The sequence below is a fragment of the Comamonas odontotermitis genome, from assembly GCF_020080045.1.
In the GTDB taxonomy this organism is placed as follows: domain Bacteria; phylum Pseudomonadota; class Gammaproteobacteria; order Burkholderiales; family Burkholderiaceae_C; genus Comamonas; species Comamonas odontotermitis.
Window position 1 is genome coordinate 2,841,105 of the sequence record NZ_CP083451.1, and the last position, 16,877, is coordinate 2,857,981.

Consider the following 16,877-nt stretch of genomic DNA (forward strand, 5'->3'; position numbering starts at 1 on the left):
CTCAGGCACAATTGACGGGTGTCATTTCCTGCAGACTCCCTTTTCCGCGTCACCCATACCACCGACCGCCAGAACATGCAGTTGCTCATACAACTGCGCTGGCTGGCCGTAGTGGGCCAGGTGGTCACCATCTCGCTGGTGCACTGGGGCCTCGATATCCATTTGCCGCTCACCGAGATGCTCTCCGTTCTGGCGGGGCTGGTCATCATCAACCTCGCCTGCATCTGGTGGCTGCGCTGGCGCCAGCACGATATATCGTCAGCAGACCTGTTTGTGGCGCTGCTGGCCGATGTATCCGCGCTCAGCATGCAGCTGTACCTGAGTGGTGGCGCCAACAACCCCTTCATTACGCTGTTCCTGCTGCAGGTCACCTTGGGGGCCGTGCTGCTCAAGCCCTTCTATGCCTGGGCGATTGTCGGGGTCACGGCATGCTGTGCAGTGGCGCTGGCGTTCTTCTCCCTTCCGCTGCAGATCATGTCGAACCGGGGCGGCTCCATGCACACGCTGTACCTGATCGGCCTGCTGATCAGCTTTGGGCTCAATGCCACTTTGCTGGTGGCATTCATCAACCGCATCATGGCCAATCTGCAATTGCGCGATGCGCGCCTGGCCGACCTGCGCCAGCGTGCCGCTGAAGAAGAGCACATCGTGCGCATGGGCCTGCTGGCGAGCGGCGCCGCGCATGAGCTGGGCACGCCGCTGTCCACGCTGGCCGTCATCCTGGGCGACTGGCAGCGCATGCCGGCCGTTTCCCAGGACAGCGAGTTGATGGACGACCTGCACGAAATGGAGCAACAGGTGCAGCGCTGCAAGTCCATCGTCACCGGGGTACTGCTGTCTGCCGGCGAGACGCGGGGCGATGCGCCACAGACAACCAGCCTGGTGCGCTTTCTGGACCGGGTGGTGGAACAGTGGCGCAGCCACCGCCAGCCCGCCAATTTCGAGTTCCGCAAACAGCTGGCGCGCGATGTGCCCATCATCTCGGATACCGCGCTGCAACAGATGATTTTCAATGTACTGGACAATGCACTGGAGGCATCGCCCGGCTTTGTGCAACTGTGGGCCACCTGCCCCGCAGATGGATCGGACGACGAGAACGGCCACGCCCTGCTGGAGCTGGTGGTGACCGACAGTGGCCCGGGTTTTCGCAGCGACATCCTTGCCCAGCTGGGCAAGCCATACCAATCCACCAAGGGACGGCCTGGCAGCGGTCTGGGCCTGTTTCTGGTGATGAATGTTGCCCGCTCGCTGGGCGGCCATATCGAAGCCCGTAACCGGGAGCAGCATCTGGGCGGCGGCGCTCTGGTACGTATCCGCCTGCCGCTGGCTGCCATTGCCCTGCATGACGAACAACACCATGACGCAAACGCAAGAACGCCTGTTACTGCTGGTTGAAGACGATGCAGCTTTTGCCCGCACCCTGCGCCGCTCGTTTGAGCGCCGCGGCTACCGCGTGCTGCACGCCAGCAGCGCCGATGAGGTGCAGGCCCTGCTGCAGACCGAGCAGCCCCAGTATGCGGTGATGGATCTGAAGCTGGCCGGCAATTCGTCGGGCCTCTCGTGCGTGCAGTTGCTGCATGCGCAGAATCCCGATGCATTGATCGTGGTGCTGACCGGCTATGCCAGCATTGCCACTGCGGTGGAAGCCATCAAGCTGGGCGCCTGCCACTACCTGGCCAAGCCGTCGAACACCGACGATATCGAAGCCGCATTCGGCCGCATTGAAGGCACGACCGAGGTCGATCTGCCCCAGGCAACCACGTCGATCAAGACGCTGGAGTGGGAAAAAATCCACGAGACCCTCGCCGAGACCGGCTTCAACATCTCGGAAACCGCACGGCGCCTGGGCATGCACCGGCGCACGCTGGCACGCAAGCTGGAAAAGCAGCATGTGCGGTAGCGCTGCAGTGCTGGAAGCTGCTATCAAAAATCATAGCATGCTGCGCTTTCTGCTATTGGACTCTAGATAAAAAACCTCATAAGACTGGGCAACGCAAAGCGCTAGTAGCTCTGCAATTCATAGCATCACGCGGCATCCAGGCAGGCTTGCACCAGAGCCTGAAGCACGGGCGAGCGCTTCTTGCCACGACGCTGCAGCAGAGAAAACGGCCGCTGCATGGCAGGCAGCTCGGTCGCCAGTATCGCCAGCTCTCCCCGGTCCACCCAGGGCTGCGCAATCACCCGCGAGAGGCAGCTGATGCCTGCACCGCGCGCCACGGCCGTGCAAATCGCCTCCGAGCTCCCCAGCACTGCCACCACCGGCCATTCATGCAGGTGCGACAGCACGGCAAACTCCACCGCCTCGCGCGTGCCCGAGCCCTCTTCGCGCAGCAGCCAGCGGCAGGCGCGCAGCTCCTGTACCGAGAGGGGCGCCTGCCGGGCGTGTTGCACCAGCGCATCGCCCGCAGCAGCAATCAGCACCAGTTCGTCGTCGCGCCAGGGCTGCACTTCCAGCTCCGTCCAGTGACTGGCTCCCTCGATGAAGCCCAGGTCCACCCGCGCATCTGTCACCGACTGCGCCACCTCGCGCGTATTGCCGATCACCACATCAAACCGAACCTGCTCATAGCGCTGCATGAAGCCTGCCAGGATGGGCGGCAGCACATGGTTGGCAATGGTGGTGCTGGCCGCCAGCCGCAGCTGCACAGGGGCGGCAGGGGCCGTGGCCCGCGTCGCCTGCTCCAGCAACTGGGCCTGCTCCAGCAGCGCCTGTGCCTCGGGCCACAGGCTGCGGCCCAGGTCGTTCAGGACAAGACGCTTGCCCGTACGCGCAAACAACTGGGCGCCCATGCCGGTTTCAAGCTGCTGCAAGGCCGCACTGACTGCCGATTGTGAGAGCCCCACGGCATTCGCCGCAGCCACTGTGCTGCCGCTTTGGGCGATGGCGCAAAACACTTCCCATTGGCGCAGGCTGAGGTGAAGCATGGATTCCTCGCAGGTGAACAGGGATCAGACACCGTTGCGTACCACCACGATGAACCAAAGCAACGGTTTATTTTTGTGACAATTACCTATTTTATAGGTAAATGATACATAAACAATTAGTTATACGAATATAAGAAAAATTTCTATAGTGGCGACATTCCCGCTCTGGCGGTGCCTGCTCGGGTCATCTTGAGACAGTACCGGCCTCGCCCCATTTCATGTCACAAGCCACTTCCTCCCTCTCCCCAGCCGGCAGCCATTCGTGGTTGTCCGCCGGCAAACAACTGGTTCCCGGCCTGCTGCTGTGTGGAGCCATCACCTGGGTTGCCAGCGACCTTGCAGCCCTGCCCTGGTTCAGCAGCAAGGGCCTGTCTGCACTCACGATCGCCATCGTGATCGGCATGCTGATCGGTAACACCGTCTATGGCTGGGTACAGGCGCCCGCCGATGCTGGCGTAGGTCTTTCCAAACAGAAACTGCTGCGCCTGGGCATCATCCTCTACGGGCTGCGGCTGACATTTCAGGACATTGGCGCGCTGGGCATCCATGGCGTGCTCATCGACGCCATCGTGCTGACCAGCACCTTTGTCCTGGCCCAATGGCTGGGCAAGCGCTGGCTGGGACTGGATCCACGCACGGCCATACTCGTGGGCGCGGGCAGCTCAATCTGTGGCGCTGCCGCTGTTCTGGCCACGGCCCCCGTGGCCAAGGCGCGTGCCGACGATGTGGCGGTTGCCGTTGCCACCGTGGTGGTGTTCGGCACCATTGGCACCTTTCTCTACCCTGCCTTTTACCAATGGAACCTGACGGCGCAATGGTTGCCATTGCCTGAATCCACCTATGGTCTGTGGGTAGGCTCTACGGTACACGAGGTTGCGCAGGTGGTGGCTGCAGGCGAAGCCATCAGCAGCAGCGCTGCGGACATGGCCGTGGTGGCCAAGATGGTACGGGTGATGATGCTGGCACCGTTTCTCATCATCCTGTCAGCCTGGCTGGCCCGGCACGAGTCGGTAGCGCCAGCAGCACCAGGCAAACCCAGCATCGGCAGCACTGCAGATACCGAGAAAAAACCATTGCTGGCGCGCATCACCATTCCCTGGTTTGCTCTGGGATTCATAGCGGTTGCAGGAATCCATTCGCTGGGCATCATCCCACAGGCGGCGCTCACCGCAGGTGTCCAGCTGGACAACGTTCTGCTCACCATGGCCATGGCGGCTCTGGGGCTCACCACCCATGTGCGCGCCGTCAAGGCGGCGGGTGTCAAGCCGCTGCTGCTGGCCCTCATCCTGTTTGTCTGGCTGGTGGGCGCAGGCCTGGCACTCAACAGCTGGCTGTAGCACGCATGCTTCATGCAGCCATGGCATCGCTCCACACATACATGGAACCAATGGCTTCATAAGCAAATGCGAACAATGTATTTGCCCGCCTGGGCAAAGCTGTTACAACCATTGCTTTTGCCAAAACGATTCTGGAGCCACCCGCCATGCGCATTGAAACCCTTGCCGTCCACGCCGGCTATTCGCCCGATCCCACGACCAAGGCTGTGGCCGTGCCCATTTACCAGACGGTAGCCTACGCGTTCGACAGTGCCCAGCATGGCGCCGACCTGTTCGACCTGAAGGTTCCAGGCAATATCTACACCCGCATCATGAATCCGACCACCGACGTGCTGGAAAAGCGCGTGGCGGCCTTGGAAGGCGGCATTGCCGCACTGGCCGTGGCATCGGGCATGGCGGCCATCACCGCCGCCATCCAGACGCTGGCCGAGGCGGGCGACAACATCATCAGCGCCAGCACGCTCTATGGCGGCACCTACAACCTGTTCGCACACACGTTCCCGCAGCAGGGCATTGAAGTGCGCTTTGCCGACCCGCGCGATCCCGCCAGCTTTGACAAGTTGATCGACGACAAGACCAAAGCCGTCTTCATCGAATCCATCGGCAACCCGCTGGGCAATGTGACCGATATTCGCGCTCTGGCCGATGTGGCCCACAAGCATGGCGTACCACTGATCGTGGACAACACCGTACCCTCCCCCTATCTGTTGCGGCCATTTGAATTTGGCGCCGACATCGTCGTGCACTCGCTCACCAAGTACCTGGGCGGCCATGGCACCAGCGTGGGTGGCGCCATCGTGGACAGCGGCAAGTTCCCCTGGGCAGAGCACAAGGCTCGCTTCAAGCGCCTGAACGAGCCAGACGTGAGCTACCACGGCGTGGTCTATACCGAGGCCCTGGGCCCTGCGGCCTTCATCGGTCGCGCCCGCGTGGTGCCGCTGCGCAATATGGGGGCAGCCATCTCGCCGCAGAATGCCTTCCAGATCCTGCAGGGCATCGAAACCCTGGCACTGCGCATGGACCGCATCTGCGAGAACACCCAGAAAATTGCCGAGGCCCTGCAAAACCATCCCAAGGTGGAATGGGTGCGCTACGCAGGCCTGAAAGACCATCCGGACCACGCCATCGTGCAGAAGCAATCGGGTGGCCGCGCCTCGGGCATTCTGTCATTCAGCCTCAAGGGCGATGAGGGACGAGCCGCCGGTGCGCGCTTTCTCGATGCGCTGCAACTGTTCACCCGCCTCGTGAACATCGGCGATGCCAAATCGCTGGCCACGCACCCCGCATCTACGACCCACCGACAGCTTGACGCGGCTGAACTGGCCAAGGCTGGCGTGACCGAAGGTATGGTGCGCCTGTCAGTCGGCATCGAACATATCGACGACCTGCTGGCTGATCTGCAGCAGGCGCTCGCCCAAGTTTAAGAACGTGTTTACGATCTCCTCGCGCCGCGACAGCGGCTTTGCGGGAGTGGATGCTAGGCGCAGTGCGCAGCCAATAGCCAGCTATTGGCAAGCGCTGCAACGACGCAGACCGTCCCTAGCCGGGCGCCCCTGACCGGGCGCCCCCAAACCCACTGTCCCTACGGGTTGGAGTGAAATCGGGCGATTTCTGTGCGCTGGCCCTTGCTTGCACCCCGGTGCAAGCTGCGGCCCATCGCTCCGAACTCATCCCGATTGCACTCCAACGCGGCTGCGTAGAGATCGTAAACACGTTCTAAGACTCAAGGAAACCTGTAGCGCCCAACTGCAGAGCGCATTCAGCTACATTTTCCATAGTAAAAAGGCATGCCAATGATGGCATGCCTTTTTGCATGGAAATAAAGGTGATGGTCAGAAGCGATAGCCTACGCCCACACCCACGAGCCAGGGATCCACCTTGAACGAGCCAACCTTTTTGCCAGTCGAGCTGACATCGGTCTTGATGTAGACCTTTTTCACATCAAAGTTGATCGACCAGTTCTTGTCGAGCATGTAGTCAAAGCCCACCTGCATGGCAGGGCCAAAACTGTTCTTCTTGATCGACGGATCGAGCGCCGCCTGTACGGCGGGGTCAAAGCGCACATTCGAAAAGCGCGTGTAGTTGATACCCGCGCCCACATAAGGCTTGAACGCGCCCATGCCGGTGAAGTGATACTGCGCCAGCAGTGTAGGAGGCAGGTGCTTGAGCGAACCGATCTTTGCGCCGTTGGAGCGCAGATCATGCTTCTGTGGGTATGTCAGCACCAGCTCTGCTGCGATATTGGGAGTGAAGAAGTAAGACACATCCAACTCAGGAATGGTCTTGTCATTGATCGACAGGCCAAGCCCGGTGGAGTCCTTGTTGGCGCTGTCCAGATTGACGGCACGCACGCGCACCATCCAGGGCCCTTCAGCCTGCTGCGCCATGGCCGTGCCGGCCGTCAGCGCACAAACAGCCAACGCTGCCATCATTGCTTTCTTCATCATCATTGCCTTCGCTGCGACTTCTGTCGCATAGATTGAGAATTGACTGAAAGCCCCGTGCACCGGCAGCACCCCGGAGAAAAAGTCCGCTGCCGAAATGGGGCGTTTCCATGGCAATAGATGATCACCAATTCTCGCATTGGCTGCTTTGACACAGATCAGGCCTCATGCCCGGCACCATCAAAAACGGCCGGGAATCCCCGGCCGTATCATCGTGAACCCAGGGTTCGCGCTCGCGTCAGTGACCGCGCAGCTTGTGCCACCCCTCCATGCACAGCACCACCACGCCGCCAATGATGGCGCCAACCACCATATGCACCAAGGTAGGACCGACAACTGCGGCGACCCCACCCAATGGTTCGATGCTGTCCTTGATCCAGTGCTCGATCGGGCCGATACCATGCACCAGCAGGCTGCCACCCACCATGAACATGGCAGCCGTGCCGACAATGGACAGCCCGCGCATCAGCCACGGCGTGAACGCGATCATGCCGCGGCCAAAGGCCTGCGCTGCAGCGCTCTTCTTGGCCATCAGCCAGCTACCCACATCGTCCATCCGCACGATGCCGGCCACCAGGCCATAGACAAACACGGTGATGGCAATCGCCACGGTGACCAATACGGCAGCCTGCTCCCAGATGGGTTTGGTCGACACCGTGCCCAATGCGATGGCCATGATCTCTGCAGACAGAATGAAGTCAGTGCGGACCGCGCCCTTGACCTTCTGCTTCTCATACTCCTGCGGGTCCATCTGCTTTTCGTGCGCAGCACGCACGGACGAAGGTGCAACACCGGTCTTCTGCGCCTCGGCAGAATCGGCCAGCACCGTCTTCACATCGTGTTTTTTCTGCTTGTGGAAGATGTCCAGAATTTTCTCGACACCTTCAAAACACAGGAAAGCCCCACCGACCATCAAGAGCGGTGTGATCAGCCATGGCGCAAAGGCACTGATCAGCAATGCTGCCGGTACCAGAATGGCCTTGTTCCACAGGGAGCCCTTGGCTACGGCCCACACCACGGGCAGTTCGCGGTTTGCCTTGACGCCGGTCACCTGCTCGGCATTGAGCGCCAGATCGTCCCCCAACACACCCGCCGTTTTTTGCACGGCTACTTTGGTCTGCGTGGCCACGTCATCGAGGATGGCCGTGCTCTTGCCCGCTGACGTTTTCGTCATCAGGGCGACATCGTCCAGCAGCGTGGCGATATCGTCCAGCAGCATCAATAGTCCAGCACCAGCCATTCAAGACTCCGTGTATGAAAAGGTGGCAAATCATAGCCATTTCGGCCATCGCTGCATTCACAAATCCCGCAGCTCTGTACGTTTTGTTGAACACTATTCACAAAACTTTATACAAGCCCCGTCAACCAACACGCCTGCCCACCCGTTGAACACCCATCTCCACCAATCAGGTGAAAGGAAGTGAAATGAATACCGTGTTTGCTGTATGGCCTGAAGACGAACGTGACCGCAAGCGTGCTCCTGCCCGTTTCTGATTTTTCTATGTGTGTTGCTGGCAGGTGAGAATTCGTCTTAGAGCCATTTAGCTCCGATCTACCGCGAAGCCATCACACTTTCAAAAAACTAGTCCCGCAGCGCAAGCTGGCGGGACTTTGTTTTTGGCGTCCGATCTCTACAGACTGGAGGAGCAGAAGCCTTTGCGCTTCACCGTAGTCCAGTCGAGACGCCGGTTCAGTTCGGCAAGGTCACCATGGGGATCGATCCCGTCACTGTGATCGTGTCCCCTGCCCCCGGCGTGGCCTTGAGAGGCGGTACATTGCTTGCAGCAATCGGATTGGCTGCACCAGGTGTACCGCCTCGCGGCGTGGTACGCACCACCTGGCTGGCAGGCAAAGCGGTACCCTTGGTCACGTTGGCCCACACGGCATCCATGGCCTGGTTGAAGTAGGTATGCAGTGGCACAAACCGCGTATCAAACCCCGCAAACGGCAGGAAGGCATCAAAGTGCTGGGCATTCGTCACTTCGATGTAGCGCAGCTTGCTCTGCGCCCCTTCGACACCACCGTTCAACGCTGTGTAGGCGCGCGCATTCACATTCACCGGAATCAGCGCATCGCTGCGCCCTGCCACGATGATGGTGGGCTTGCCGCGCAAATTGCCGGTCACTTTCACTTCCTGCATGCCTGCACGCACCGCATCGCTTTGGGCTTGAGTGGGCACACTGGCAGCAGACAGGGACTTGCCTGTCACCGGATCTTGCCCTGATGCAAGAGCATATTGGCACAGTGCGTTGTCCAGCCCCAGGTCCGCCTTGCCGGTCGACGGCGACACCGTCATCAGCCATGAACGGGCCCCCCCGACCGAATCGTTGTACACCACGGTCGCAGGCGAGCCATTGGCTGTGCCGTTGGCCACCGCCGCACTCTGCGCCAGTGCTGCAGGCGTGGCAGCCATCACCTCGCCGGTTGCACTGGCAGCTGCAAAGCTGGTGTTGCACAGATTGGCATCTGCACCGAAGCGCCCGTACGCCATGGTGTACATGGCAGAAAGTATCGGACCATTGCCCAGCCCATAGTGGGCGTTGTGCATCTGGTCATGCTCTTTGGTCCAGCCCTTGGCGTGCAGTTTGCTCAAGGCGTCTGCCGCGCGTTCTGCCGTGGTAGCGCCTGTCACCAGGCCTTTGGCAGCCAGCCCTTCGCAGCGCGCTTCGGCCCGCGTCTTCATCGCCGCAAGGCCGATGTAGTTGAAGATTGATGTCTCCGAGAGTGCTGCGGCGTCAGCCAGGGCGGCGCAAGGCTGGTAGAGATTGCCCCAGGTGGTGTACTCGGCCAGCGCGGTTCCACCCATGTTGTATGACGTGACGTTGTCGCTCTCCGTGCCTTGCCTCACATAGATGGGCTTTCCTGCCGGGATCTGCGTCACCGGCTCGCTTGCAACGACTCCGTCCACAAAACCGTCGCCGTCCAACTCTGCCGCCCTGAGGACTGCTGCGCCACCATTGGATGCAGAACCCGCAATCACTACCGTGTTGTTCCTGTCGAAAGGCACAGGATCATCCTTGGTGCCGTACTTGGCATTGAGCACGTACATCGCGTAATGGCCAGCCGCCAGCGTATCGCCGCCCCAGTCCTTCTCGGGATTCTGCTGCGAATGCGCATGCTTGATGGCGATGCGGTTGGGAAAGGCCACGTTGTACGCGGCACGCGCGGCATCGGTCAGGTTGGCCGCGAAGAAGGACAAGGCACCGGCATCCTTGCGTGCAGCGCGGGAGCCATCGACCTTGTTCACCGTGTCGTCGGCCAGATTGTGCAGTCCCACACCCTTGCCTGCATCGGTCAGCGCCACGGCGCAGCCCTTCTTCAAACCCCACTCACCGGCCGTGCCAATGGCGCCATAGACGCCGCGCGAACCAGACGAAGGACCCAGCACCAGGCAGGGTTTGGATGCACTGAAGCTGTCAGGCACCATCACCGCAATCACAGTCTGCTTGCGGCCAGTTCCGTTGTCCAGCACCGCCAGGTATTCACTGCCAGGGATCAGACCTTCACCGGTTGTCACCGCACCGTCTGCGGTAATGTTGGGGCCATACAAGGAGCCATAACCACCGCCTGCGGTGTAATCCAGAATTCCCCGGTAGTTGGAGAACAGGGCATTGCGCCGCAGCTCCGCCACCGTCGGATTGGCCGGGTCGGCATATGCGGGCGCTGCAGCCGCACCCAGCCCGGTCTTGCCGAGGCCGCCCGTCAGCAGGTCCTGCATCGCTGCGGTGCTGCCGGCCCCTGCCGTGGTGGCCGGATAGCTTGTCTGGCTGATTTCCGTGATGCCCTGCGGCAATTCATTCCTGGCCGATGAACCACCACCTCCACCACACGCTGCCAGCGCAGCGCCCGCCAATGCAGTCATCGTCCAGCGCATGCTGCGGCACAATGCGCCCGTGCACCTTGTTCGGTCCATGTCGTCTCCTCTTGTTTGTTGTAGGCCGCCGATGTACCGCGTATGTGGCGATGCACACCAGCCCCGCAACACTAACGACAGTGCCTCCAACCGACAAGGCCCACAGGCTAGGTGAAACACCAATAACGTGAAACTACTTACTGGTTTTCAAGCCTTGCCACAGAGCCGATTGCCGAGCACCACTCAATGGAGGTCGTGGACGATGGCTCGGTTGCGGCCTGCATTCTTGGCCTGATAGAGGATTTCATCGCAGCGTTCAAGCAATTGCTCGGGCCGCCTGGCGCTGTCATGCCCGGCCACCACTCCACCGCAACTGATGGTGAGCATGGGACTGACCTCCGACTGCTCATGGGGAATGGCCAGCGCCTGTACGGCCTCACACAGCCGGTTCAGCACCAACTGCAACGCAATGCTGGAAGGCAGCATCAGCACGAACTCCTCCCCGCCGTAGCGCGCGATCATGTCATAAGGCCGCTGCGCCGCCTTGCCCAGGGTCTGCGCCACGCGGCGCAGCACGTCGTCACCGGCACCATGGCCATAGAGGTCGTTGAAGCGCTTGAAATAGTCCACGTCGATCATCGCCAGACCCAGCGGCGTGCCATTGCGCACCGTATTGCCGCAGGCCCGCATGAAAGCCTGGTTGAAAGCGCGACGGTTGCTGATGCCTGTCAGCGCGTCCTGCAAGGACAGGCGCTCCAGCTCTTCGCGTTGGCGGGCCAGTTCCAGGTGGTTTCGCACGCGCGCCTTGACCAGGAGCGGCCGCACAGGCTTGGCGATGTAGTCCAGCGCTCCCAGTAGCAGGCCGCGCTCCTCATGCGCCTCCTCGATCTGGCCAGTCACGAAGATCACACCGATGTTGGCGGTCTTTTCATTGGATTTGAGGCGTCGCAATACCTCGTATCCGTCCATATCAGGCATTGAGGCATCGAGCAGGATCAGGCTGACCTGTTCCTCCGCCACGCGCTGCAGCGCGGAGACGCCGTCCTTGGCCAAGACTACCCGGCATTCGTCCTTGAGCAGTTCGGCAAGCGCCGTGCGATTGATACGCTCATCATCCACGATCAACACCGTGGGCAGGTTGACCGTACTCATCCCTGATCCTCCACTGCGGCATCTTTCGCGAGGCCCAATAGCTGGCGCAACTGCCCCATGGCCGTCAATGCATCGATCAATTCAATATCCTCGTATAGCACCCGCGCCTCTTCGAGCTTGGCGGATGCAGGGTGGCCTTGCAGTTCATGGGCCAGATCGGTCAACAGCGCTGTGGCGGCATAGTCGCCCCTGCGCATCAATGGCTCGGCCTTGTCGATCAGGGCCAGTGTCTTCTGAGCATCGGTGCCTGCCACTGGCTGGAACTGCTTGGCAGCCGCATCGGCCAATCGCCTGAGGCGATCACTGATGGCTTCAAGCACAGCAGTCAGGTCGGCGCGGAAGGTAAAAGCCAGGCGCTCCATGGCAGCGGCATCTCCACGGCCGGCCTGCCGCTCCAATGCGTCTGCCGAATGGGTCAGCGCCTTGGCCTGCACGTAGCCTGCTGCTCCCTTGACCAGATGGGCCAGCGCCTCCAGATTTTTGTGGTCCTGCGCAGCCACCGCAGCATCGAGCCGCTGCGGCACATCGGCAAAGTCACGCAGGAAACCATGCAACAGGCGCCGCATGCGTTCGGGGTTGTCGCCCATCCGGTGCAGCGCTGCATCAAAATCCACGGGCCCTTGCTGCGACAACGCATGGCGGATAGACACAATTTCTCCGCCCGATCCTTGCGAGCGCGCCAACTTGCCGACGTGGGAGTGATCGCCGGTGAAAATATCGACCAAGGTCTGGTAGAGCAGATGCTCCTCGATCGGCTTGGACAGGTGCGAAGTCATGCCCGCTCGAATCGTCGCTTCACGGTCCTCGGTGCGTGCCTGCGCTGTCAGCGCGATGATGGGCAACGCCTGCCAGGCAGGATTGCGGCGGATTTCGCGCGTGGCGGTCACGCCATCCATCTCCGGCATATGCATATCCATCAGCACGGCGTCATAGGCCTTCATCTCCAGCAGGCGGATGGCCTGCAGACCATTGACAGCCGTGTCTACCTGCACGCCGGCCAATACGAGAAAATCGGTAGCCACTTCGAGATTGAGCGCGTTGTCGTCCACCACCAGTACCTGTTTGCCATTGAGCATGCGGCGCATCGATGGCGTGAGCACGCTGCGCACCTGCCTTGAAGTACTGAAATGCTGGGCATGCATGCGCGGGCCCGCCAACACATCCTGCACGGTATCGAACATCACAGACTCAGTCACCGGTTTGACCAGAATTCCTTGCAAATCCGCCGATGTGACCTGGTTCAGTATTTCGTCGCGTCCGTACGCCGTGACCATCAGCACCGCAGGCACGTGCTCCTGCCCCCTTTCCTGCCGTATGCGGCGCGTGGCTTCAATGCCGTCCATCTCGGGCATCTGCCAGTCCATCAGCACAAGGTCATAGGATTTGCCCTCCTGCGCCACCGCTTCAATGCGCGCCAGCGCATGCAACCCGGAATCGACACAGTCGGCCTGCATGCCGAAACTGCTGATCATGCCTCCCAGGCTTTCGCGCGATGTGGCGTTGTCATCCACCACCAGCACACGATAGCCATGCAGCGACTTGGCACGCAGCGCCATGTCGCTCGACGGCAGCCCAAGGGCCACCGTGAACGAGAACAGGCTGCCTCGCCCTGGCTCGCTTTCCGCACGGATGCCTCCACTCATCTTCTCCACCAGCTGCTTGCAGATGGTCAGGCCCAGGCCCGTTCCTCCATAACGGCGCGAGATTCCGCCATCTGCCTGGTGGAAAGGCACGAAGAGGCGACCCAGCGCCTCCTGGCTCAGGCCAATACCGGTATCACGCACACTGAACTGCACCAGATCGCTGCCATCTTCGCGCGATTCCAGCACATTGGCGGACACGACTACCTCGCCGGCATCGGTGAACTTGACGGCATTGCCCACCAGGTTGATCAGCACCTGCGACAGGCGCAGCGGATCGCCACGGAAGGCGCGTGGTACGTCCGGCGCTATTGCATAGACAACCTCCAACCCCTTTTCGTCAGCACGCAGCGAGGTGGCGTTCGAGACCGCTTCGAGCACCTGCTCCAGGGCAAAGTCCGTATCATCGAGTTCGAATCCGCCGGCTTCTATCTTCGAAAAATCCAGAATGTCGTTGATGATGGCCAGCAGCGCACGGGTGGAAATATCGATCTTCTCGAGATAGTTCTTCTGGCGTGGTGACAGATCAGTCTGCAGCGCCAATCGCGTCATGCCCAACACCGAATTCATCGGCGTGCGGATTTCATGGCTCATGTTGGCCAGAAAGTCAGCCTTGGCCCGCTCTGCCCGCTCTGCTGCATCCTTGGCCTGGCGCAGCGCCGACTCCACTTCATGCTGGCGCGTGATGTCGAGGATGATGCCGTCCCATATCCAGCCACCCTTGACCTTGCGCGGTGCCGAGCGGATACGCAGCCAGATCAGCGAGCCATCCGGTCGGCGCAGGCGAAAGTCGCACTCAAACAGGCTATGGGTCGCACTGGCGTCGCGCGAGGCACTCAAAAATGGAGCCCGATCCTCCTCGTGCACCGCGTTGAACAGCAAGCCAGGATTCTCCTGTAGCTGTTGCGCCGAGATGCCAATCAGTGCTTCGATACCCCCGCTGATGTAATTGAGATGCAGATCTCCTCCATCGACAGGGCCAGCAAGACCCAGCTCGGGGTTGACATAGCTCAGTTGATAGAGCGCGCCGCTGGGCAGGCGATCCGCCAGCGAGGCCAGTTGCGCACGCGCTTCTTCGCGTTCGCTCACATCCTGCACGGTACCCGTCACGCTTACCACCTGGCCGCTGTCGTCCCGGATACCCTGTGCCCGCACTTCAGCAGCAAAGGTGCTGCCATCGGTACGGTAGTGCTCAAACGCCATGGTAAACGCGCTGCCATTGGCAACACAGTCTTCCAGCCCGGCCTTGACTTTCTGATAGTTCTCTTCCGACATCACCGAAGTAAGACGGCTGAGCGATACCTCTTCATCGCAGGAAAATCCCACGATCTCCCGCAGCATGTCGGAGACCGCGAAAACCTGCCGTTGAATGTCCAGGGTCCAGGAGCCCATGCGCGACAGACGCTCGGCCTGCTGCAGGCTCTCAAAGCTGTTCTTGAGCTTGCGTTCGGCCTGATGGCTTTCGGTCACATCCACCATGACGCACACCAATCGATCAGAAACCTGCCCCTGACCAGCCACAAAACGCGCGGCAGCCGACACCCAGCGCACGGCGCCATCCGGCTGGACGACACGCAGTTGCACCCGCTGCGGGCCAGCACCCGAGCGAACCTCATTCAGATGGTTGTCCCAGGCGGTCCGGTCCTGCACATGAATGAGCCGGTTCACAAGCCCCAGCGCCAACCCATCGCCCCCCTGCAGGCCAAGAATCTCCAATCCCTGCGCATTGCAGAGCACCGCATCTGTGTCCAGGTTGACGTCCAACACCCCCAGAGCCCCCACGTCGATCGCCAGGGCCATGCGCTGGCGCTGCAACTGCAGCTCCAGCTCCACCTGCTTTCGCTCGGTGATGTCATGGGCCACGCCCATCACCGCGTGAATACGGCCATGCTCGTCACGCAATGGGCTGCGGGTCGTCAGCATGGTGCGCACACCCTGCGCCGAAAGCACCTTTTCTTCCAACGTCAGACTGTCCTGCGCCTGCAGCACCTGCTGGGTTGCACGCATGAAGACCGCAGCCATTTCTGGTGGAAACAAATCCGAATCGGTGCAGCCGATCACCTCGTCCGCACTGCGCCCCAGGAAGCGCTCGCCCGCTGGATTGAACAGCAGGTAACGCCCGCCCAGATCCTTCACAAAGATGATGTCCGCCGCGCTGTTCAACACCCCTTGCAGCTTGCCCGAGAGATCCTGCAGCTCCGCGGTACGCAAGGCGACGCGGCGCTCCAGGTCGGCATTGACCTCGCGCACCATCCGCTCTGCCCGCTCGCGCTCGGTGATGTCGCGCGCCAGCCCCATGAACAGCTTGCGCCCATCGATTTCCACGCAGGTGATCACCACCTCGACCGGAAACATGCTGCCGTCCTTGCGGCGATGGTGGCTTTTGACCACCTGGGAGCTGCCCGGCGAGGCGTCCCGGAACAGCTGGTGCCGCTGATCCGCCGTCACGCCGAAGGCCACATCCCCCACTTCCATGGTGAGCAGCTCGGCTTGTGAATAGCCCAGGCTGCGGCAGGCGCGCTCATTCACGTCGATGAAACGGCCCTGGTCATCATGCAGAAAATAGTCGTCGCCAGCGTTTTCCACCAGCAGGCGAAATCGCTCCTCACTGGCCTGCAGGCGCTCGCGCGTCTCGTGGTTGGTTACCAGGTCTGCGCGGTTGCCATGCAGCAGCACAAGGTGATCCTCGATGTCATCGCGGATCTGCACCAACAGACGCCGCTCGGCGTCGGTGAACTCCCTGGGAGCATCGTTGAGCGCATCCAGAACACCGAACAGACTGCCGCTGGGCCAGTAGACCGGTATGCCGACGTAGCTCTGCGCGATGTGCTTTCGGTCTTGATGTTTCAAGATGAAAGTAACATCGCTCAATGATTCACGACATACCAGCCTCTGGGCGACCACCAATTCGCCCGCAAACGGCGGCTCCTGCGTGACCACCGGACCGTTCTCCAGGCGATCGGCTGCCGGGCCTGCAGCCGACATCAGATGCCAGACCCCATGCTGCAGACGCAGTACCCGCGCTACGGACAAGTGCAACAGATCGGCATAGTTCCGCAACAGCCCGTGCCATCGGTCCAGCAGGCCCGAAGGGATTTCTGGAAAATCTTCGTGCATGCATCAACTCCTGGATAACAGTGAAATAGCCGCGAGCCAGCGACAGCAGCACATCACCGCCTTCATGCATCTCTCCACCGAATATGTGAATTTATAGCGCGATTTGATACATATATATACACTATCAGGTGCGCAATTTATGAAGAATTTTAAAAAAGGTAATTTTTGGTATCGATACCACATTCAAGCCTTTGGAGATGCAGACAATGACGCCCGGGTCCCCGCCTGGCAAGTGATGTGGATACTTAAATTCCCCTCTTCTACGCCTTCATTCGCGCAGCATTGCCACTTTGTGTCGCCAGAGCGGAAATGGCATCGACCTGCGAGACACCCAGAGCCCCTCCGCCCAACGCTCGAAAGCACCGGCAGTGGCATTCATTAGGTTTGAGACCCCCTCAAGAACCCACGG

10 protein-coding genes are annotated in these 16,877 nt (G+C 60.7%); 4 read left to right on the forward strand and 6 right to left on the reverse strand.

The features are described 5' to 3' along the window. Positions 1–18 precede the first annotated feature (18 nt). A complete protein-coding gene (locus LAD35_RS13185) occupies positions 19–1,395 on the forward strand; it encodes an ATP-binding protein (protein WP_224149501.1) in 1,377 nt (458 codons plus the stop codon). Beyond that, a complete protein-coding gene (locus LAD35_RS13190) occupies positions 1,358–1,900 on the forward strand; it encodes a response regulator transcription factor (RefSeq protein ID WP_224149502.1) in 543 nt (180 codons plus the stop codon). The genes LAD35_RS13185 and LAD35_RS13190 overlap by 38 nt, the downstream gene beginning before the upstream one ends. A gap of 125 nt (positions 1,901–2,025) precedes the next feature. Here LAD35_RS13190 and LAD35_RS13195 read toward each other — a convergent pair whose 3' ends face one another. Beyond that, the gene (locus LAD35_RS13195; RefSeq protein WP_224149503.1) at positions 2,026–2,925 is read right to left on the reverse strand and encodes a LysR family transcriptional regulator; all 900 of its coding nucleotides are present in this window, start codon (positions 2,923–2,925) and stop codon (positions 2,026–2,028) included. A gap of 218 nt (positions 2,926–3,143) precedes the next feature. Here LAD35_RS13195 and LAD35_RS13200 point away from each other — a divergent pair, with 218 nt between their 5' ends. Together LAD35_RS13200 and LAD35_RS13205 are read left to right on the forward strand one after the other, a co-directional pair. Next, a complete protein-coding gene (locus LAD35_RS13200) occupies positions 3,144–4,262 on the forward strand; it encodes a YeiH family protein (protein ID WP_224149504.1) in 1,119 nt (372 codons plus the stop codon). A 146-nt stretch (positions 4,263–4,408) separates the two neighbouring features. Beyond that, positions 4,409–5,686, forward strand: coding sequence for an O-acetylhomoserine aminocarboxypropyltransferase/cysteine synthase family protein (locus tag LAD35_RS13205; RefSeq protein WP_224149505.1), 1,278 nt, complete (start codon positions 4,409–4,411; stop codon positions 5,684–5,686). A 408-nt stretch (positions 5,687–6,094) separates the two neighbouring features. Here the strand turns inward: LAD35_RS13205 and LAD35_RS13210 are convergent, their stop codons facing one another. From LAD35_RS13210 to LAD35_RS13230, 5 genes are all read right to left on the reverse strand, one after another. Then, positions 6,095–6,706 (reverse strand): OmpW/AlkL family protein, encoded by a 612-nt coding sequence (locus LAD35_RS13210; RefSeq protein WP_224152687.1) that lies wholly within the window; start codon positions 6,704–6,706, stop codon positions 6,095–6,097. A gap of 238 nt (positions 6,707–6,944) precedes the next feature. Next, positions 6,945–7,946 (reverse strand): DUF808 domain-containing protein, encoded by a 1,002-nt coding sequence (locus LAD35_RS13215; protein ID WP_224149506.1) that lies wholly within the window; start codon positions 7,944–7,946, stop codon positions 6,945–6,947. Positions 7,947–8,396: 450 nt separating this feature from the next. Then, a complete protein-coding gene (locus LAD35_RS13220; protein ID WP_224149507.1) occupies positions 8,397–10,619 on the reverse strand; it encodes a D-(-)-3-hydroxybutyrate oligomer hydrolase in 2,223 nt (740 codons plus the stop codon). Positions 10,620–10,802: 183 nt separating this feature from the next. Further along, positions 10,803–11,711, reverse strand: a complete 909-nt coding sequence (locus LAD35_RS13225; protein WP_224149508.1) for a GGDEF domain-containing response regulator — start codon at positions 11,709–11,711, stop codon at positions 10,803–10,805. Beyond that, positions 11,708–16,468, reverse strand: a complete 4,761-nt coding sequence (locus LAD35_RS13230; RefSeq protein WP_224149509.1) for a PAS domain S-box protein — start codon at positions 16,466–16,468, stop codon at positions 11,708–11,710. Before LAD35_RS13230 ends, LAD35_RS13225 begins: the two co-directional genes overlap by 4 nt. Positions 16,469–16,877 lie beyond the last annotated feature (409 nt).